The 17,248-nt window shown below is 61.1% G+C and carries 20 protein-coding genes and 1 pseudogene; 13 read left to right on the forward strand and 8 right to left on the reverse strand.

All coding sequences use genetic code 11. The annotated features are described in order from the left end of the window. The first annotated feature begins 186 nt into the window (after positions 1–186). A pseudogene (locus AWT75_RS13470) lies at positions 187–1,310 on the forward strand (MFS transporter). 99 nt (positions 1,311–1,409) lie between these two features. Continuing rightward, positions 1,410–2,366, forward strand: a complete 957-nt coding sequence (locus AWT75_RS13475) for an alpha/beta hydrolase (protein ID WP_062789572.1) — start codon at positions 1,410–1,412, stop codon at positions 2,364–2,366. 17 nt (positions 2,367–2,383) lie between these two features. Here AWT75_RS13475 and AWT75_RS22950 read toward each other — a convergent pair whose 3' ends face one another. The 3 genes from AWT75_RS22950 to AWT75_RS13490 form a co-directional block, all read right to left on the reverse strand. Next, positions 2,384–2,680: a M48 metallopeptidase family protein gene (locus tag AWT75_RS22950; RefSeq protein ID WP_239689586.1), complete on the reverse strand. Its 297-nt coding sequence runs from the start codon at positions 2,678–2,680 to the stop codon at positions 2,384–2,386. Positions 2,681–2,917: 237 nt separating this feature from the next. Continuing rightward, entirely contained in the window at positions 2,918–3,463 is a 546-nt protein-coding gene (locus AWT75_RS13485) for a GNAT family N-acetyltransferase (protein WP_062789574.1), read from the reverse strand. Between the two features lie 75 nt (positions 3,464–3,538). Beyond that, entirely contained in the window at positions 3,539–3,982 is a 444-nt protein-coding gene (locus AWT75_RS13490) for an Lrp/AsnC family transcriptional regulator (RefSeq protein WP_045846325.1), read from the reverse strand. Positions 3,983–4,115: 133 nt separating this feature from the next. On the opposite strand from AWT75_RS13490, the gene AWT75_RS13495 reads away from it, so the two are divergent. From AWT75_RS13495 to AWT75_RS13505, 3 genes are all read left to right on the forward strand, one after another. Then, entirely contained in the window at positions 4,116–4,742 is a 627-nt protein-coding gene (locus AWT75_RS13495; RefSeq protein WP_062789576.1) for a LysE/ArgO family amino acid transporter, read from the forward strand. A gap of 112 nt (positions 4,743–4,854) precedes the next feature. Continuing rightward, on the forward strand, positions 4,855–5,286 hold the full coding sequence (locus tag AWT75_RS13500; RefSeq protein WP_062789578.1) for a carboxymuconolactone decarboxylase family protein: 432 nt from the start codon (positions 4,855–4,857) through the stop codon (positions 5,284–5,286). A 58-nt stretch (positions 5,287–5,344) separates the two neighbouring features. Next, entirely contained in the window at positions 5,345–5,944 is a 600-nt protein-coding gene (locus AWT75_RS13505; RefSeq protein WP_062789580.1) for an FMN-binding negative transcriptional regulator, read from the forward strand. A 13-nt stretch (positions 5,945–5,957) separates the two neighbouring features. Here the strand turns inward: AWT75_RS13505 and AWT75_RS13510 are convergent, their stop codons facing one another. Further along, entirely contained in the window at positions 5,958–6,503 is a 546-nt protein-coding gene (locus AWT75_RS13510) for a YaeQ family protein (protein WP_062789582.1), read from the reverse strand. A gap of 72 nt (positions 6,504–6,575) precedes the next feature. Next, a complete protein-coding gene (locus tag AWT75_RS13515; protein ID WP_062789584.1) occupies positions 6,576–7,265 on the reverse strand; it encodes an MliC family protein in 690 nt (229 codons plus the stop codon). 252 nt (positions 7,266–7,517) lie between these two features. Between AWT75_RS13515 and AWT75_RS13520 the strand changes: the two genes are divergently transcribed. Both AWT75_RS13520 and AWT75_RS13525 read left to right on the forward strand, forming a co-directional pair. Continuing rightward, on the forward strand, positions 7,518–8,975 hold the full coding sequence (locus tag AWT75_RS13520) for a DEAD/DEAH box helicase (RefSeq protein WP_062789585.1): 1,458 nt from the start codon (positions 7,518–7,520) through the stop codon (positions 8,973–8,975). A gap of 188 nt (positions 8,976–9,163) precedes the next feature. After that, positions 9,164–10,018: a substrate-binding periplasmic protein gene (locus AWT75_RS13525; protein WP_204377052.1), complete on the forward strand. Its 855-nt coding sequence runs from the start codon at positions 9,164–9,166 to the stop codon at positions 10,016–10,018. Between the two features lie 112 nt (positions 10,019–10,130). Here AWT75_RS13525 and AWT75_RS13530 read toward each other — a convergent pair whose 3' ends face one another. After that, positions 10,131–10,586: a TetR/AcrR family transcriptional regulator gene (locus AWT75_RS13530; RefSeq protein ID WP_239689587.1), complete on the reverse strand. Its 456-nt coding sequence runs from the start codon at positions 10,584–10,586 to the stop codon at positions 10,131–10,133. 162 nt (positions 10,587–10,748) lie between these two features. Here AWT75_RS13530 and AWT75_RS13535 point away from each other — a divergent pair, with 162 nt between their 5' ends. Beyond that, positions 10,749–11,669 carry a sensor domain-containing diguanylate cyclase gene (locus AWT75_RS13535; protein WP_082696099.1) on the forward strand — a complete coding sequence of 307 codons (921 nt, stop codon included), beginning with the start codon at positions 10,749–10,751 and terminating at the stop codon, positions 11,667–11,669. Positions 11,670–11,870: 201 nt separating this feature from the next. Then, positions 11,871–13,805: a sensor domain-containing diguanylate cyclase gene (locus AWT75_RS13540; protein WP_161937753.1), complete on the forward strand. Its 1,935-nt coding sequence runs from the start codon at positions 11,871–11,873 to the stop codon at positions 13,803–13,805. On the opposite strand, the gene AWT75_RS13545 is transcribed toward AWT75_RS13540, so the two are convergent. After that, entirely contained in the window at positions 13,787–14,767 is a 981-nt protein-coding gene (locus AWT75_RS13545; protein ID WP_062789593.1) for an FUSC family protein, read from the reverse strand. The genes AWT75_RS13540 and AWT75_RS13545 overlap by 19 nt on opposite strands. A 119-nt stretch (positions 14,768–14,886) precedes the next feature. Between AWT75_RS13545 and AWT75_RS13550 the strand changes: the two genes are divergently transcribed. Then, positions 14,887–15,603, forward strand: a complete 717-nt coding sequence (locus tag AWT75_RS13550; protein ID WP_045846334.1) for a pseudouridine synthase — start codon at positions 14,887–14,889, stop codon at positions 15,601–15,603. An 18-nt stretch (positions 15,604–15,621) separates the two neighbouring features. Here AWT75_RS13550 and AWT75_RS13555 read toward each other — a convergent pair whose 3' ends face one another. Further along, complete coding sequence (locus AWT75_RS13555; protein WP_062789595.1) at positions 15,622–15,957, reverse strand: rhodanese-like domain-containing protein; 336 nt, start codon at positions 15,955–15,957, stop codon at positions 15,622–15,624. A gap of 159 nt (positions 15,958–16,116) precedes the next feature. Between AWT75_RS13555 and AWT75_RS21900 the strand changes: the two genes are divergently transcribed. The 3 genes from AWT75_RS21900 (at position 16,117) to AWT75_RS13565 (ending at position 17,189) form a co-directional block, all read left to right on the forward strand. Next, positions 16,117–16,596, forward strand: coding sequence for a hypothetical protein (locus tag AWT75_RS21900; protein WP_153013335.1), 480 nt, complete (start codon positions 16,117–16,119; stop codon positions 16,594–16,596). A gap of 69 nt (positions 16,597–16,665) precedes the next feature. Further along, positions 16,666–16,809, forward strand: coding sequence for a hypothetical protein (locus AWT75_RS22955; protein WP_239689592.1), 144 nt, complete (start codon positions 16,666–16,668; stop codon positions 16,807–16,809). Beyond that, a complete protein-coding gene (locus AWT75_RS13565) occupies positions 16,806–17,189 on the forward strand; it encodes a Dps family protein (RefSeq protein ID WP_239689590.1) in 384 nt (127 codons plus the stop codon). The genes AWT75_RS22955 and AWT75_RS13565 overlap by 4 nt, the downstream gene beginning before the upstream one ends. Positions 17,190–17,248: the final 59 nt, after the last annotated feature.

The raw sequence follows: 17,248 nt of genomic DNA on the forward strand, positions 1-17,248 counted from the left end.
AAGCGCGGGGTGTAAGGCTAGAGTTACAGGCGTTTAGCCGGTAGGCTTGAGTTCTTTGTCATGGCCATTCCGGCCGTCTTTACTGCTTCCATGAACGACGCGTCTGCATCCTTGCGGCATTGCCGCCCTTTCTGGCATTTCTGGTTGGCCCGTGTATTGCTGACGGCCGGTTTTCAAATTCTTACCGTGGCCATTGGCTGGCAGGTGTATGCCCTGACCGGCAGTGCGCTGGACCTGGGCCTGGTGGGCCTGTTGCAGTTTTTGCCACGGGTGCTGCTGGTGCTGGTGACCGGCGCGGTGTCCGACCGTTTCGACCGGCGGCGGGTGGTGGCTGTCAGCCTGGCCATTCAGGCGGTGGCGGCGAGCGTGCTGCTGCTGGGTAATCTGGGCGCGGGCTGGCAGGTCAGTCGCGGGCTGATCTTTGCCCTGTCGGTGGTGGTGGGCTGCTGCCGTGCCTTCGACATGCCGGCCATGCAGTCCTTGTTGCCCAATATCGTGCCGCCGCGCTGCTGGGGCAGGCCATTGCCATGGCAGCCTCGGCCAATGAGGCCGCCACCATCATCGCCCCCGCACTGGGCGGTTTTCTGTATGCGCTGGGGGCGGAACTGACTTATGGCTTGTCTGCCGCCAGTTTCCTCGCCTGCCTGCTGCTGGTCAGCCTGCTGCCTTCCAGCCGGGTGTTGCCTACCGGCCAGCGCGTGTCGCTGGACTCCCTGTTGATGGGGGTGCGTTTCATCCGCAGCCGTCCGGATATCCTGGGGGCAATATCGCTGGACCTGTTTGCCGTGCTGCTGGGCGGGGCCACGGCACTGTTGCCCATTTTTGCCCGCGACATCCTGCTGACCGGCCCCTGGGGTCTGGGCCTGTTGCGCTCGGCACCGGCGGCCGGGGCCTTGCTGATGTCAGCCTGGCTGATGCGCCACCCCATCAGGCGGCGCTCCGGTCACATCATGTTTGCGGCGGTGGCGGTGTTTGGCTTCGCCACCATCCTGTTCGGCCTGTCCAGCAGCTTCCCGCTGTCCTTGCTGGCGCTGATGCTGCTGGGTTCGGCCGATGTCATCAGCGTGGTGATCCGCGGCACGCTGGTGCAGCTGGAAACACCGGATGACATGCGTGGCCGCGTCAATTCGGTGAACTCCCTGTTCATTGGTGCCTCAAACCAGCTTGGTGAATTCGAGTCCGGTGTGACGGCGGCCTGGCTGGGTGCGGTTCCGGCCGTGGTGCTGGGTGGTGTGGGGACCTTGCTGGTGGTGGTGCTGTGGATGCGCTGGTTTCCACAACTGGCACAGCGCGACCAACTGGCACCCTGACGCGTGCCGCGCATGCTGGCATCATTCATGACTTTGGTATATTAATGTCGGCCTGATGCGCTATCAGACCGACTCAGCACCCGACTCAGGAGAAGTGCCATGCATGCTGTCAGCCCAAAGCTGACTGACTGGTTGTCGCAATTGAACCAGCTTATTCGCCGTTTGCAGGACAGCGGCTACAAACCTACCGCCATCGGTGCCCGCGAGGCCCTGGCCAATGTCACCCGCACGCTGGTGAGCCCCGGCCCGGATATTGCCTGGGTGAATGATGAAATCGTTCACGGTCGCGATTACAGCGTGCCGGTGCGCATTTATCATCCGGCACCGGACGAGGCGCGCCCGGTCTTGTTGTTCTTGCACGGCGGCGGTCATACCGCGGGCAGTGTCAGCGTGTATGACCCCATCAGCCGCAGGCTGGCAGCCGCTACCGGTTGCGTGGTGGTGGTGCCGGAATACCGGCTGGCACCGGAGAACCCTTATCCGGCGGCATTGCACGATGCTTATGCCGCTGCGCGCGGCGTGTTTGCCGCCCTGGATGCCCGTGGCCTGCCCTTTGTGCGGCAACTGGCCCTGGCGGGCGACTCGGCCGGGGCCGCGCTGGCTGCCACCGTCAGTGCGCGTTCACAGCATGATACCGCCTTGCAGATTGCTGCCCAGATACTGATTTACCCCAGTCTGGACTACAGCATGAGCCTGCCGTCGATTACCGAGAATGGCGAAGGCTATTTCCTCAACAGCGATCGCATTGCCTGGTATTTCGACAATTATTTCCAGCGTGGCGAGGACCGGCTGGCGGCGTCCCCGTTGCACATGACCGTGACGCCGCGCATGCCCGCCACCCTGGTGGTATCCGCCGGTTTCGACCCGCTGCGCGACGAAGCACTACGCTATCTGGACAAGTTGCAGGCTGCGGGCGTGGTGTGCGAGCACCTGCATTTTGATGACCTGATCCATGCCTTCCTGAACATGGAGCAGCTGGTCGCCGACGAGTGCGCCCGCACTTACCAGCACATTGCCGGTTTCCTGGCGCGCCAGCTGGCGCAGGTGGAGGCCTGAGCCGCCTTGCGGCATGCTCAGCCCTGCGGCAGTTCGCGCAGGGTGAGCCATAGCCGGGTGTCGAACTCCAGCTGGTGGTAGTCCGGTTCCATATGGCAACACAGCTGGTAGAAGGCCTTGTCGTGGTTCTTTTCGCGCAGGTGGGCCAGTTCGTGCACCACGATCATGCGCAAAAACGGCTCTGGCGCGTCGCGGAACAGGCTGGCAATGCGGATTTCATGCTTGGCCTTGAGCTTGCCGCCTTGTATGCGGGAAATCTGGGTATTGGTGCCCAGCGTGCCCTTGACCGGATGCTGCTGGTTGTCGAACAGCACCTTGGTGGGCGCCGGGGCATTCTTCAGGTAGCGCTGCTTGAGCGCGCTGACATACTGGTACAGCGCATTATCGCTTTGTACCTGATGGCTGGCGGGGTAACGGGCAGCCAGCCACTGGCCGAGGCTGCGTCATCCAGACGGGCCTGAACCTGGGCAAGCAGGGCGGGCGGGTAATGCAGCAGATATTTGAGGGCAGACATGCCGCCAGTGTAGCAAAGCGCTGGCGGCTGCGGCGGATCAGACTGCCACGCTGCCGCTGTCGGCCAGCAGTGCCGGCTGCTTCCAGCGGTAGCACAGCGCAACGGCCTTGCTGCCATCCGGAGCCAGCACACTTTCGCGGTCTACCATTTCCCCACCCATGCGGTTGTAGAAGCGGCGGGCATCGCTATTGGCTTCGTACACCCACAAGTGCATGGGGGTGCCGGCTTGCAGGCGATGCGCCTCGGCGGCGGCAGCCAGTAACAGGGTGCGTCCCACGCCACGGCCTTGCTGACCGGGCAGCACATGCAGATTGTCCAGCAACAGGCCGCGCTCGGTTTCGCCATCGGGCAGCAGGCAGACAAAACCTACCGGCTCACCATCCCACAAGGCCAGTTGTACCCACAGGTGATTGTCGTAATGAAAGCGGCGGGTCCACATGGTGTGCCGTTCCGTCGGGGCGACATGGTCCAGATAGTCGTCGGACAGGATTTTGCGATAGCTGTTTTGCCAGCTTTCGGTATGCAGCCGGGCAATCAGTGCGGCGTCGTCGAAAGTGGCAGGGCGCAAGGTCAGCGAAGTCATGGAGCGTGTCAGAGGGGTGTGGATCTTGGGATTTTACGACAGGCAGATGACATTAAGGTTCGGCTTACATACAAATTAACGTGGTTGACGCAAGGCTTGCTGGCTGATGGGGGTGGACAGGATGATGGAGGTGCGGGTTTCGCCCAGATGGTTCACCCGTGCCACCAGCGCTTCCAGATGCGCCACATCGCGCGCCAGCAGTCGGAACAGGTAGGAGTCGGCACCGGTGACGTGATGACATTCCATCACTTCCGGCATGCTGCCCAGCAAATCCAGCAGTTTCTTCTTGTAGGGCTGCGGCACGGTGATGCCCACCATGGCCGACAAGGTATAACCGGCCTTTTGCGGTGCCAGCCGCGCATGATAGCCCTGAATCACGCCGGACTCTTCCAGCCGCCGCACCCGTTCGGATACCGCCGGCACTGACATTTCCACAGCCCGCGCCAGCTCGGTGAGCGACAGCCGTGCGTCCTGTTGCAGGCACTCCAGAATCTTCCATGACTTGCTGTCTATTTCCATGCTGTGCCTCTTTTGCTGCCATCAAGGGAAATTGCCTTAATTTATCAGCTCTGATTGGTATTTGGCCTGAAAAACAGCATGTGCAGGACGGATGTGGCCGGGCAGACTATCTGCATCAAGCGGAGGAAATACCATGTTGCTTGCAGAACTGTTTGTCCAGGCCATGCTGGTGGGGGTGGCCATTGCCGCACCGGTAGGCCCCATCGGCCTGCTATGTATTGAGCGCACCTTGCAGCAGGGAGCGTGGATGGGGCTGGCCACCGGCCTTGGGGCCGCCACGGCGGATGGCATTTACGCCATGTTGGGGGCGATGGGGATGACGGTGTTGATCAGCCAGCTGACGGCACTGGCCCTGCCGCTGTCGCTGGCGGGCAGCCTGTTTCTGGCCTGGATGGCAGTGGGCATGCTTGGGCGTTCTGTCCGGCCGGAGGCAGACACCGGCGGCAGTGTGGCGGCCAGTCTGCTACGGGCTTATGCCTCCACCCTGGCGCTGACGCTGGGCAACCCGATGACCATCTTGTCCTTCGTGGCGGTTTTTTCCAGCTTGTCCGGCCATGCCCGGCCCGGGGCGACAGAGGCCTGGGTGATGGTGCTGGGTGTGGTGGCCGGCTCGGCATTGTGGTGGTGTGTGCTGGCGTTTGGTCTGGGCAGCGTATTGCGGCGCGTGGGGCCGCGTGGCAGGCAATGGCTGGACCGTGGCTGTGGCCTGTTGTTGCTGGGCATGGCCGGCTGGATGTTGTGGCAGGCATGGCCGCACTGAAACCGCCGTGCAATGCCGGCAGATTGGTTCCTTTCAGGTAAGCATGATTGGCTCTGTGATGGAGCCGCTCATTGCCCGGATAATGAGCCGGTCCCGTTGAGGAGTTACCAATATGTCGAATTTGCGCCTGCCCTATGTCGAGCTGTCTGCCCCTGCCTTGCAGCATCTGCGTGCCATCAAGCAACTGCTGGCGGAAAGCCCGCTGGGGCGTAATCTGGTGGAGCTGGTTTACCTGCGGGTTTCGCAGATCAATGGCTGTGCATTCTGCCTCGACATGCACAGCCGGGCGCTGCGCAGCGGCGGCGAAACTGCGGTGCGGCTGGACACGCTGGCTGGCTGGCGACTGAGCCCGCACTTCAGTGTGCGGGAGAGGGCTGCGCTGGCCTGGGCCGAGTCGGTGACGCTGATTGCCGGCACACAGGCGGATGACGCGGCGTATAACCCGTTGCTGGAACACTTCAACGCCCAGGAAATCTGCGACCTGACCATGGCCATCGCCAGCATGAATGCGCTGAACCGGCTGGCCATTGCCATGCGCCAGTAGCGACACCGGGTGGTGAACCGGATTGGTTCTTGATCAATCGTGTTGATGGAGTATTGCGATGAGCCTGTATTGCCCGTCTGCTTTTCGTGCCGAAGCTGGGTATGCCGCGCGTGTGATGACGGATAATCCGCTGGCCACCCTGATTACCCCGGCGGCAGACGAACCGTGGATCAGCCATGTGGTGCTGTTGCCCGATCCGCAACATCCTGATTGCCTGCTGGGCCATCTGGCGCGGGCCAATCCGCATGCCGGAGTGCTGTTTGCACAAGACAGCGTGGCGGTGTTTGCCGGTGCGCATGGCTATGTGTCACCGCGCTGGTATGTGTCCGATGGCATGGTGCCTACCTGGAATTACCGGGTGGCGCATGCTCATGGCCGGGCAGAACCGGTGGACGGCGCGCAGCTGGGTGAACTGTTAAGCCAGCTGGCGCGTCATTTTGAAGGCCCGGATGGCTGGAGTACCGATGCCATGCCGCCAGCGGCGATGGCCGCCATGCAGCGCGGCATAGTGGGTTTCCGTTTGCGGGTGGCGCGTTGGGAGGTCAAGGCCAAGCTGAGCCAGAACCGGCTGCCGCAAGACCGGCAAGGGGTGATCCAGACGCTGGAAAGGGGTGACGAGGCGGCACGCCAGCTGGCCGCCGCCATGCCGCGGCCTTGATGGATTGAATGGTTTAGTGGGGCACTTTCAGGGCTTCCACTTCCACCAGCACATTGCGGCTTTCATCGGCCAGCCATAGTTGGCCGTCCTGCACGGTGGCAGTCAGTTGCATGCTGCGCTGGCACAGCGCGGCCAGCTCGGCCTGGGTGGCGGTGCTGATGCGGTAGACGCTGAGCTTGTCCAGCTTGGCCAGCTTGTTTTCGATTTGCGGCCACCATACCTCGCTGGAGCGGCCGCCATAGGTGTACAACACGACCTTGTCGGCGCGGCTGCAGGCTTTCTTCAGCCGCTTTTCATCCGGTTCGCCCAGTTCTATCCACAGTTCGATTTCGTCGCTGTAATTCTTCTGCCACAGTTCGGCCTCGTCGTCGGCACTCAGGCCACGGGTAAAGCTGAGGGTTTCGCTGGCATTGAGCACAAAGGCCACCAGGCGCACCATCAGGCGCTCCACGGTTTCGGACGGGTGTTGTGCCAGGGTCAGGTTATGGCTGGCGTAATAGCCGCGGTCCATGTCGGAAATCGACAGACCGGCTTTGTAAATGGTGGCGGTAAGGGCCATGAGTGATATCCGGGTTGCAATGTTGGCTGCACACGGCCCGGTGCGGCTGCCGGCCGGTGCAGGAGTATGGACTTATTGTTCAGGCTGGCTGATGCACAGCAGGCTTTCGCCTTTCCAGTTGATGCTGGCTTCCTTGCCGCGGATGATGAATTCGACATTCTGACCGGCATAGCGGGCACCGCCGGTGACCAGCTCCTGCTGGTGCAGGATGGCCTGGCTCTTGCCACGTACCAGCCGCGCGGTGGCGGGTTTGGTACGGTAAAAGGTGGCCAGCACGTCGTTGTTGCCGCCACCGCCGCACAGATAATGCAGCGGGGTCAGCGAGGGCGCCAGTTCCCAGCTGGCCTGCAGTTCGGTAATGCGCAGGATGTAGGTATCCCCCAGACACATATGGGGGTTGTCGTTCTTCATGCATTCCTTCAGGTTGTGCGCCCAGTGGCGCTGCTCCTGTTGCAGCTTGCTGACGCTCAGCGCACCTGCCGGCGTCTGGCGGGCCTTGTCCATGGCCTGGGTGTATACCTTGTCCAGCCGGTTGCCCAGCCGGATCAGGCCTTCATCCTGGCACAGCATGGTTTCCATGGGGTTGGCCGGCTTGTTGCAATCAAATTCGGTGGCCGCAATGGTGGCAATCGGCGGCGTCACCGCGGCGGGTGGCATGCGTGTGCTGCTGATGTTGCCACGGCCTCCGCTACGGTCCTGTCCGGTACCAAGCGAATGCGCACCGTTCAGGGCATGCGCCAGGCCGGGTGCAAGCAGCAGCAAGCAGATTGCAGTGGGTACGGGACGGAATTTGAGCATGCAGTATTGTGCCACGTGCAGCCCCGTCCTGCTGCATCATTCCGCAGCATGATTTCCCAGCATGGGCAATTGTCTGTAAACTCGCCCGCTTTCGCGTCTTGCCAATCGGCGCACAATGCAGGCCTCATCCCGCGGCCACCCGCATTCAATTCAATTGTTTACCGTCAGCCTAGATTGGTGTCGCTTACTGCGATCAGGCAGTCGCAGGAGTGTTGTATGTCCGATTTAAGCTTTGCTGACCTTGGCCTGGCCCAGGATTTGTTGCGTGCCGTGGCCGATACCGGTTACACCGTGCCCACCCCCATCCAGGCGCAAGCCATTCCGCAGGTGCTCAAGGGTGGCGATTTGCTGGCCGCCGCGCAAACCGGTACCGGCAAGACCGCCGGTTTCACCCTGCCTTTGCTGCAATTGCTGATGGGCAAACCGTCGCGTCAGGCGGGCAAACCGCGCGCGCTGGTGCTGACCCCCACGCGTGAACTGGCCGCCCAGGTGGAAGAGTCGGTCCGCGAATACGGCAAATACCTGCCGCTCAAATCCATGGTGATGTTTGGTGGTGTCGGCATCAACCCGCAGATTGCCGCCTTGCGCAAGCCGGTGGACATCCTGGTGGCCACGCCGGGCCGCCTGCTCGACCATGTCAGCCAGCGCACGCTGGATCTGTCTGCCGTGGAAATCCTGGTGCTGGACGAGGCCGACCGCATGCTGGACATGGGCTTCATCCACGACATCCGCAAGGTGCTGGCCCTGCTGCCGGCCAAGCGGCAGAACCTGCTGTTCTCGGCCACCTTCTCCGACGAGATCAAGGCACTGGCCGACAAGCTGCTGGATCAACCCAAGCTGGTGGAAGTGGCGCGCCGCAACACCACCAACGAGCTGGTGGACCAGCGCGTGCATCTGGTGGACCGCGACAAGAAGACCGATCTGCTGATCAAGCTGATCCGCGATCACAACTGGTACCAGGTGCTGGTGTTCACCCGCACCAAGCACGGTGCCAACCGTCTGGCGGAAAAGCTGGACAAGATCGGCATTCCGGCCGCAGCCATTCACGGCAACAAGAGCCAGAATGCCCGTACCCGCGCCTTGGCCGACTTCAAGAATTCCACCCTGCAAGTGCTGGTGGCCACTGATATCGCCGCCCGGGGCCTGGATATCGACCAGCTGCCGCATGTGGTCAACTTCGAACTGCCGAATGTGCCGGAAGACTATGTACACCGTATCGGCCGTACCGGCCGAGCCGGCAGTCCGGGCGAAGCGGTATCGCTGGTGTGCGTGGATGAGTTCAATTTCCTGCGTGATATCGAGAAGCTGACCAAGCAATCCATCGCCCGCTTTACCGTACCGGGCTTTGAAGCCGACCTGAACGTGAAGCCGGAACCCATCCCCATGGGTGGCAACAGCGGTCGTGGCCGCGGCCAGGGTGGCGGTGGCCGTCAGGGTCAGGGCGCACGTCAGGGTCAGGGTGGCGGCAAGCCGCGCCATGAGCAGCAAGCCAAGCCTACCGGCCATGGTCATCGCAGCCCGGCGGGCAACACACCGCGCAACAAGCCGGCAGCGGCTCAGCCGCAGGGCACGCGTCAACCACAAGCCGCCAAGCCTGCCGGTGGCCAGACGCAGCAACGTCGCAGCCAGCCTGCACGCCAGGTTTCGGCCTTGCTCTCGCCGGGCAAGCGCTAAACTGACAGGACATGGCAGCGGCACCTGTTGCACGCTGCCCATGCTTGCTGTCCATGGCCCGGACTCGTATCCTCTTGGATTGGTCGCCGGGCCATTTTTCCATCATAAACAAAGGCATATCCCGGCTGACGCGGGGAAGTCCGGCACAAGGTGGCCGGTGGTCAGGCACTCCTGATTCGGAGCAGGACATGATTGCAGCATGTGCAGCACCTTGGTGGTGGATGGCCAGACGGCTGGTCTGGCTGGTCCCGTGCGCTGCCGTCTTGTGCGGCCTGCCAGGGCCGGTGCATGCCCAGCGTTCAGCCCCCTTGCCATCTGGGCAGATGGCCATTGTGCTCAGTGCAGATGACTGGCCACCTTACATCGGTGCCAATCTGCCTGATAACGGCATTTTGTCCCGCGTCGTGAGTGCTGCCTTTGCCCGCAGCGGCGTGACGGTGCGTTACCGCTTCATGCCCAATAACCGCAGTCTGCAATCGGCCCGCAACGGCATGGTGGATGGCAGCCTGGGTTGGGCGCCCAGTCCGGACCGTCTGCAGGACCTGCTGTATACCAAACCAGTTCTTTCCGCGCGCATGGTGTTTTTCCAGCAGCGCAGCCATGTGGTGAGCTGGAAACAGCTGGCCGAGCTGTCCGGCATGCGTATCGGCATCACCATTGGCAACTATTACTCGGATGAATTCGACCGGCTGGTACGTCAGGGGGTGTTGCATACCGACGGTGCCGCCGACGACCTGAGCAACTTCCGCAAGCTGCTGGCGCGGCGTATCGACCTGTTTCCCATTGAAGAAGAAGTCGGCCTGTTTCTGCTCGGTCGTCACTTCTCCCGCGCCCAGGCGGCAAAACTACAGCATTCCCAGCCCTTCTGGCTGGCACCGCTGCATGTGGTGATCTGGAAGAAGCATCCGCATGGTGCCGAGCTGATTGACCGTTTCAACCGCGGTTTGCTGGCCATACAGCGCAGCGGTGAACTGGCACGTCTGGTGCAGGAAACCCGTCAAGCCTGCCTGCGCAGTGCTCAACCGGCTGCTGAGCCGGAATGATGGGCGATCAGCGCTTCGGCTTCCACCAGCAACTGGCCGGATAGTGCCGGGTCGGTTACCGCCCGTGCCAGCAGCATGGCACCCACCATCAGGCTGAGCTGGGCGCAGGGTGTCAGGGGGGGGCATCGGAATCACCATCCTGTTCGGCGGCGCTTGCCAGGGTGGCCAGCTGTTGTTGCAGGCTGGCGGTGAAGGCCTGACGCGTGGCCGGTGTATGCCGACTCAGTTCCCCGGCCAGTGTCGCAGCTACGCAGCCGGTGTCCGGGAAGTCCCGATGCTGGATGCTCAGATAATGTTGTGCCACCGACAGGCGTTTGCTGCCAGGTGTTGCCAGCTGCATCTGTTGCTGCCATTGCTGATCGACAGATTGCATGGCCTGCTGGCAGGCTTGCGCCACCAGGTCTTCCTTGTCCTTGAAATGCCAGTAAAAGCCGCCATGGGTCAGGCCCAGATCCGCCATCAGGTTGGCGATGCCAACCGCGGCAATGCCTTCGGAACGGAAACGCAGTGTGGCCATGTCCAGAATGCGCTGGCGGATGGCGGTCTTGTGCTGTTTGTCGTAACGCATGCTGAATTCTTTAGCCGGATGATATTTATATTATGGACATAATATAAATAATTGCCATGTGAATCAGCAAGATAGCGCTTAACAATAAACATGTCCCAAGTGACAGGATGGCTTGCTTTAAGCCGGTCGGGTTTCTATTCCTAAGCGTCAGGACTCACGCACATGTCCAGGAGTGTCCAGATGGTGCTCAAGCTCAGGGATTTCCGCCTTATCGTCGAACATGCCAGCGATGCCATCATGGTGACCGAAGCAGCCCCACACCGTGCTCCCGGGCCGAAAATCGTCTACGTCAATCAGGCATTTTGCCAACTGTGCGGCTACGAAAAGTCAGAAATCCTGGGTCGCAATCCACGCTTCCTGCAAGGGCCGCAAACCGACCCGGCGATGCTGCACGATATCCGTGCGGGGCTGGAGCTGGGGCGTCCGCTACGCATGCAACTGCTCAATTATCACAAGTCCGGGCGCAGCTACTGGGTGGAAATGAGCATCATGCCGCTGCATGACGATAACGGGCTGGTCAGCCACTTTGTCGCCATCGAACGGGATGTCACGCACTGGCACAGCGTGCAGGATGCACTGTATTTGCTGGCGGTCACCGACGAGCTCACCGGCCTGCCCAATCGCCGGATGTTTGCCGAACTGGGTAACAAATACCTGCACCTGGCGCAGCGTCAGGCAACGCCGCTCAGTGTGGTGATGCTGGACCTGGATCACTTCAAGCAGGTGAACGACCGCTTTGGTCACCAGATGGGTGACAGCTTGCTCCGTGTGGTGGGCCGGGTCCTGAGTCAGGGAATACGTGAAAGTGATGTTGCCGGCAGGCTGGGTGGCGAGGAGTTTGGCCTGCTGTTACCTGAAACCAGTCAACAGGAAGCCTTGCAGGTGATACACCGGGTACAGGCCATGCTGGATGCCGCATGCCGGGCCGCCAGCTTGCCTGCGGAGGCCTGTGTCACGCTCAGCGTGGGCCTGGCCATGCTCGGCGCGAAGGACAAGGCGCTGGATGACATTTTGCAGCGCGCCGACGAGGCGCTTTACACGGCCAAGAAACTGGGTCGGAACCGGGTGGAAATCAGCCTTTAGCGGTGGCATGCCGTCATTTTCCGGTCCAAGGCCCGGACTATTCCGGGCTGTAACGCCTCCTGTGTCAATTCGTTACCACACAAGGGCTTGGGCTCGCAGGAAAGCGTGGATTTATCCCGTTGTCTTGGCTATTCTTGCTGCCCATACCGCACTACAAACGACGGATAAGGTTTCGTCTTTTGCCGCGGCATGGGAGAAACCGTGTTCTCATCTGGCAAATCTGCACAGCCCTGGCTGACACGGGCGAAACAAGCCCTGTGGCAGGCCCTGTCACTGTGGCTGCTGACATGGTTGTCGGTCTGTTTGCCGTATTCGGTGGACTTCGGCAGGCTGGCCCCTCCCTTGTGGCTGCCGGCCGGTTTCTGCCTGGCGCAGGCCATGCTGCGGGGCTGGTCTTGCTGGCCCGGCTTGCTGCTGGGCCTGAGTCTGGGTCAGGCCTGGCTATTACCGCAACATGCGGTGCTGGGGCTGGGCATGGCTGCCGGGCAGACGCTGGCGGCCTTGCTGGCGGGCCATTTCCTGCGCGCGCGCAGCGGGCTGGAGCCGCCATTTGACCGCTTGAGCGGCGTGCTGCTGTTTTTGTGGTGCGGCGTACTGGCCAATACCCTGCTGGCCAACTTGCCGGCCTATCTGCTGATTCCCCCCGCCTTGTTACCCGCTGGTGTTTCGCACTGGCAGTGGCTGTTTTCCCGCTGGCTGGGCGAGGTCAATGGCATCCTGACGCTGACGCCTGCCTTGCTGTTTCTCAGCCATGCGTCCTACCGCAAACAGCAGCTCAATCCAGCCGGCTGGCTGGAAACCGCCTTGCTCAGCCTCAGCACCCTGAGCCTGGCACTGGTAGAGTTCATCTGGGCTGATTTCCGCCACGGGGTGGCGGCATCGCTGTGGCCATTGTTTCTGATTGCCTTGATGTGGGTGGCGTTTCGCTGTCGTCTGGCGCTGGCTTATTGCCTGCACGCAGCGGTGGTGGTGCTGGCCTTTGTCGGTGTGCTGCTGCATAACGGTGCGGCGTATCAGGACCCCGGACTCAGCGGTATTGCCACTGCCGGCATGTTGTTACTGGTGCAGTCGCTGGGTTTGCTGGTGTTTGGAGCACTGGTGGCTGAGCGGCGTCATGCCGAAGACTGGCTGCGCCGTTCCAACCAGACGCTGGAAGCCAAGGTGGCGGAGCGCACCCGGCAACTGGCTCAAAGCGAAGCCCGGCTGAAGCTGATGGCAGATGCATCCCCCTTCCCGCTGGTAATGAGCCATCTGGATGGCGGCACGCTGATTTATGCCAATGCGCAGGCGGAAAGCCTGTTCCAGTGCCAGCTCAATGACACGGGCCGCCGGGTGCAGGATTTCTATATCGATCAGGAAGCACGCAAGCAGGTGTCGCGGCTGCTGCATGGCGAGGGTGCGGTGCGCGATCATGAAGTCCGCTTGCATGACGCGCATGGCCGTCAGTTCTGGGCACTGATTTCCTGTTCGCTGGTACATAGCGACCAATCGCTGTATGTCATCAGCGGTATCAACGACATCAGCGAGCGCAAGCGGCTGGAACACAGCCTGCACGAGGCAAACGACGCCTTGCGTCAGCATGTGGCGGAAATCGAATCCATGCACGTCGGCCTGCGCGAACAGGTGCGGCGCGACCCGCTGACCGGCCTGTTCAACCGCCGTTATCTGGATGAAATCCTGCCGCGTCTGCTGGCGCACATGCTGGCACTCAATGGCACGGTGGCGGTGATGATGGTGGATGCTGACCATTTCAAGCGCATCAATGACAATCACGGCCACCCCTGCGGGGATGCCGTATTGGCGGCACTGGGTGCCTTCCTGCGAGACCGCTTCCGCAGTGGCGACGTGGTATGCCGTTATGGTGGCGAGGAGTTCTGCATCCTGATGCCGGGAATGGCGCTGGACGTGGCCAGTGAAAAAGCGGAACAACTCTGTGCCGACGTGCGGCAATTGCCCATCCAGGCGCTGGGCCAGCGTTTGCACATTACCCTGTCCATCGGCCTGTCGGTTTGCCCGCTGCATGGAGAAGACCCGGCCAGCCTGATACAGGCTGCGGATGCCGCGCTGTACCAGGCCAAGGCACAAGGCCGCGACCGGGTGTGTCTGGCAGGCTCCAGTCAGCCCGCCCTGTTTTGAAGCCGCTGTTGTTTGACGCCCATTTCCAGCCACCAGGCCAGGCTGCCCAGCAACACACCCACCAGCAGGGTATCGGCCACCCGCTCCACCACGCCATGCTGCACCTGCGCCACCGGCATGACGGAAAGCACCAGCAGGGTCAGCCCGGCAATAAAACCGCGGAAGCTGCGTTGCATCAGCATCAGCGCCGTGGTGAGAACCAGACACATGATCAGCATGTGGATGGCCGGTGGCGGCTGCCACCAGGCCAGCAGTGCCGCCAGCACGCCGCCCAGCAAGGTGCCGTATACCCGCTCCTTCACCAGCCATAGCATGCGCTGTGGCGAGGGATCGATAATGCCGACCACCAGCACCGGCAGCCACCAGGTATGGGGCAGATGCCATCTTCCCCCGGCCAGCCAGGCCAGACATCCGCACAACAGTAAGTGCCAGGCATAGCGCCGGACATCATCGCGCGCGGCACCTGGTAATACCCGGTGCCAGTCCGCCAGACCGTATCGACCCAACAACAGGCCGTAAACCGCCCCGCAAAACGCCAGCAACGCGTGTTGCCCGGCGGGCAGTGGGGACGCGGGCATCATATTGGCCAGCAGCAGGCTGAATACCCAGAACTGCATGCCCTTGTGCAAGCCGCGCCGCGAGACCATGGCCATGATCAGCAGCATGCCCGCCAGCACCGGCAACATCAGCCAGTCCTTGCCGATACAGGCCTGACCCAGCCATTGCATGGCCGGCAAGCCTGCGAGGGAGTACAGACTCAGGCGCTTGGCCAGCAGCACGATCATCATCGAATAGGCGGCGCTCAGCGTGAACGGAAAAATCCAGCTGGCGGGTTGATCGCTGAGGGCAAACAGCATGGCCGGAACAAACAGCAGCGTGCTGGTGCTCAGCGCGTGCAGTAGCCGGAACCGTACATGACGAATGGTGGCAAGGCCGCGCAGGGCCAGGCGTGGAAAAGTCATCAGGGCTGTCCCCGCAGGTGGGTGGGATGGCGACTGTTCCATCATAGGCAAGCCTGCAGACCGGGTCATGGCCGGGCGGTAGCCATGCCGGCGGGCGGGGGGCGTGCTAACATTTCGCCATGGAACTCTACAGATTATTGCAACAGCAGGGCTTCGGCAGCCGCAAGGAATGCCGCAAGCTGGTGGAATACGGTTTGGTGGAAATCAATGGCGAAGTGGCCGAGGACTACCGCCAGGAATACCTGCCCGCCGACATCGAAGAACTGGTGGTCGATGGCGAACCGTGGCCATTGCAGGATGGCGCCATTTATATCCTGCTGCACAAGCCGGATGGCTATGAAACCTCGCACAAGCCCATGCACCATCCCAGTGTGTATACCTTGCTGCCCTGGCAATTTGGCAATCTGGGCATATCAGCAGTCGGACGACTGGACGTCGACACGACCGGCCTGCTGCTGCTGACCAATGACGGCCAGTTTGTGCATGCCCTGAGCTCGCCCAAGCGCCATGTGCCCAAGTGCTATGAAGTAACCCTCAAACATCCGGTGGTGGACGATCTGGTACGGCATCTGCTGGCCGGGGTGTTTCTCAAGGACGACAACGAAAAGATTGCGGCAGACCAGGTCGAGGTGGTCGATGAAATCACCATCCGCATGACCATCACCCAGGGCAAATATCATCAGGTGAAGCGCATGGTGGCTGCGGCAGGTAACCGGGTAATGGATTTGCACCGCCTGAGCGTGGGTTCAGTCGTGTTGGGTGATCTGGACGAAGGGCAGTGGCGCTACCTGGAAGCGGATGAACTGGCCAGTTTCGGCTTTGGTCCAGACAAATAGGTTCAACAACGCGCGCATTTACAACAGCTGGTGCAGCTTCTGCATGGCTTCGTGCATGCCGCTGACACTCTCGATATGGGTGTAGCCAAGGCTGCGCAAGCGGGCGGCGGCCAGCTTGGCGCGCTCGCCGGTGCGGCAATACAGGGTGAACGGGGTTTCCGGTGTCGGAATGGTGCTGGCAGCCTGTTGTTCCAGCTGCTCCAGCGGGAGTGAACGTGCGCCCGGAATATGCTCGGCATGAAACTCCTCGCTCGAGCTGACATCAATCACCAGTCTGCTGGAGCCGCTCAGCAAGCGGTGTGCGAATGCCGCAGCAGTCACGCCACCAAGCAGTGCACCAAATAGATGTTTCATGATCTTGCCTGTCTCCTGACCGTGCTATCTGAACAGCAGGCACGTTCTTGTTCCATATTGCAGTTTTGCATGCCTTTGCCATAAAGCGCATTGTGGCAATTACCTAGTCAGCACTTTATTTCAAACGCCTGTTTTTTCTGCATGCACAGGGCGTGCGCAGTGTCAGGCCCAACTCCCAAGCCAACTCCCAAGCCAACTCCCAAGCCAACTCCCAAGCCAACTCCCAAGCTGACTTTTGAGCCCCTGTTCCTGTGTATGCCAATTTTCCGGCTGGCCTGCCCGGCCTATTGCGCTGGCCTGGTGTTTTTGGGCACCCGTCTTCCCGGCCAATTGCTGAGTGATACCTGTCTGATTCTGGAATTCCCTGTTTTGTTGCTACATATTCATGGCGAGTTTTTCCGTATTTTTTGGATGAAAAAATCTATCAAGATCAATTTTGTTATTTATGTAATGGAATACATGAAATATTTACGTAAATACGGATGTTTCTGGTGTCGTAGAGGAACGGATCGGGATAGGGTTTACGCATCGCTATGGATGGCAGGTCTGCTGCCGGGGCGGCCAGGTGAAGAGGAGAAGTGGGTGGTTGGGAAAATTCGCCCATTCAATCAGAAAAGCAGGCTTGCCCGGAGGGAGTGAGAAAAATAGCTTCTCACAAGCAGCGTAAGCCACTGGATGCTGTCCCATTTTCTGAGGAGATGTCCTGTCATGACCCAAGCAACACACACACCGGCCCTGCATGCCCATCCCGATGCCGCCTTGCATACCCCCAGCGACCTGGGTTCAACGGCTTCCCGCGACATCAGCGCCGCCTTGAACGGCTTGCTGCAGATGCCTTTGCGCTTTACCTGAAAACAAAGAACTTCCACTGGCATGTCAGTGGGCCGCATTTCCGCGATTACCATTTGCTGCTGGATGAGCAGGGCGATCAGCTATATGCGATGACCGACCCACTGGCGGAGCGGGTGCGCAAGGTGGGTGGCACGACATTGCGCTCGATCGGCCACATTGCACGTCAGCAACGCATCAAGGATAACGATGCTGTTTATGTCACACCGGAAGATATGCTGGCGGAACTGCGCGAGGATAATGCAGCCCTGGCTGGCAGGCTGCGTGAGGCACATGCGGTATGCGAGGAGCACCGCGATATCGCGGCGGCCAGCCTGATTGAGAACTGGCTGGATGAAACCGAGCGCCGTTGCTGGTTCCTGTTTGAGGCCGGGCGACGCTAACAGCGCAGGCAGAATGAAAAACAGCCCGTCAGGGCTGTTTCTGATTGTCGACCAGGCTA

The organism is Aquitalea pelogenes, from assembly GCF_001515305.1.
GTDB classification, from domain to species: Bacteria; Pseudomonadota; Gammaproteobacteria; order Burkholderiales; family Chromobacteriaceae; genus Aquitalea; species Aquitalea pelogenes.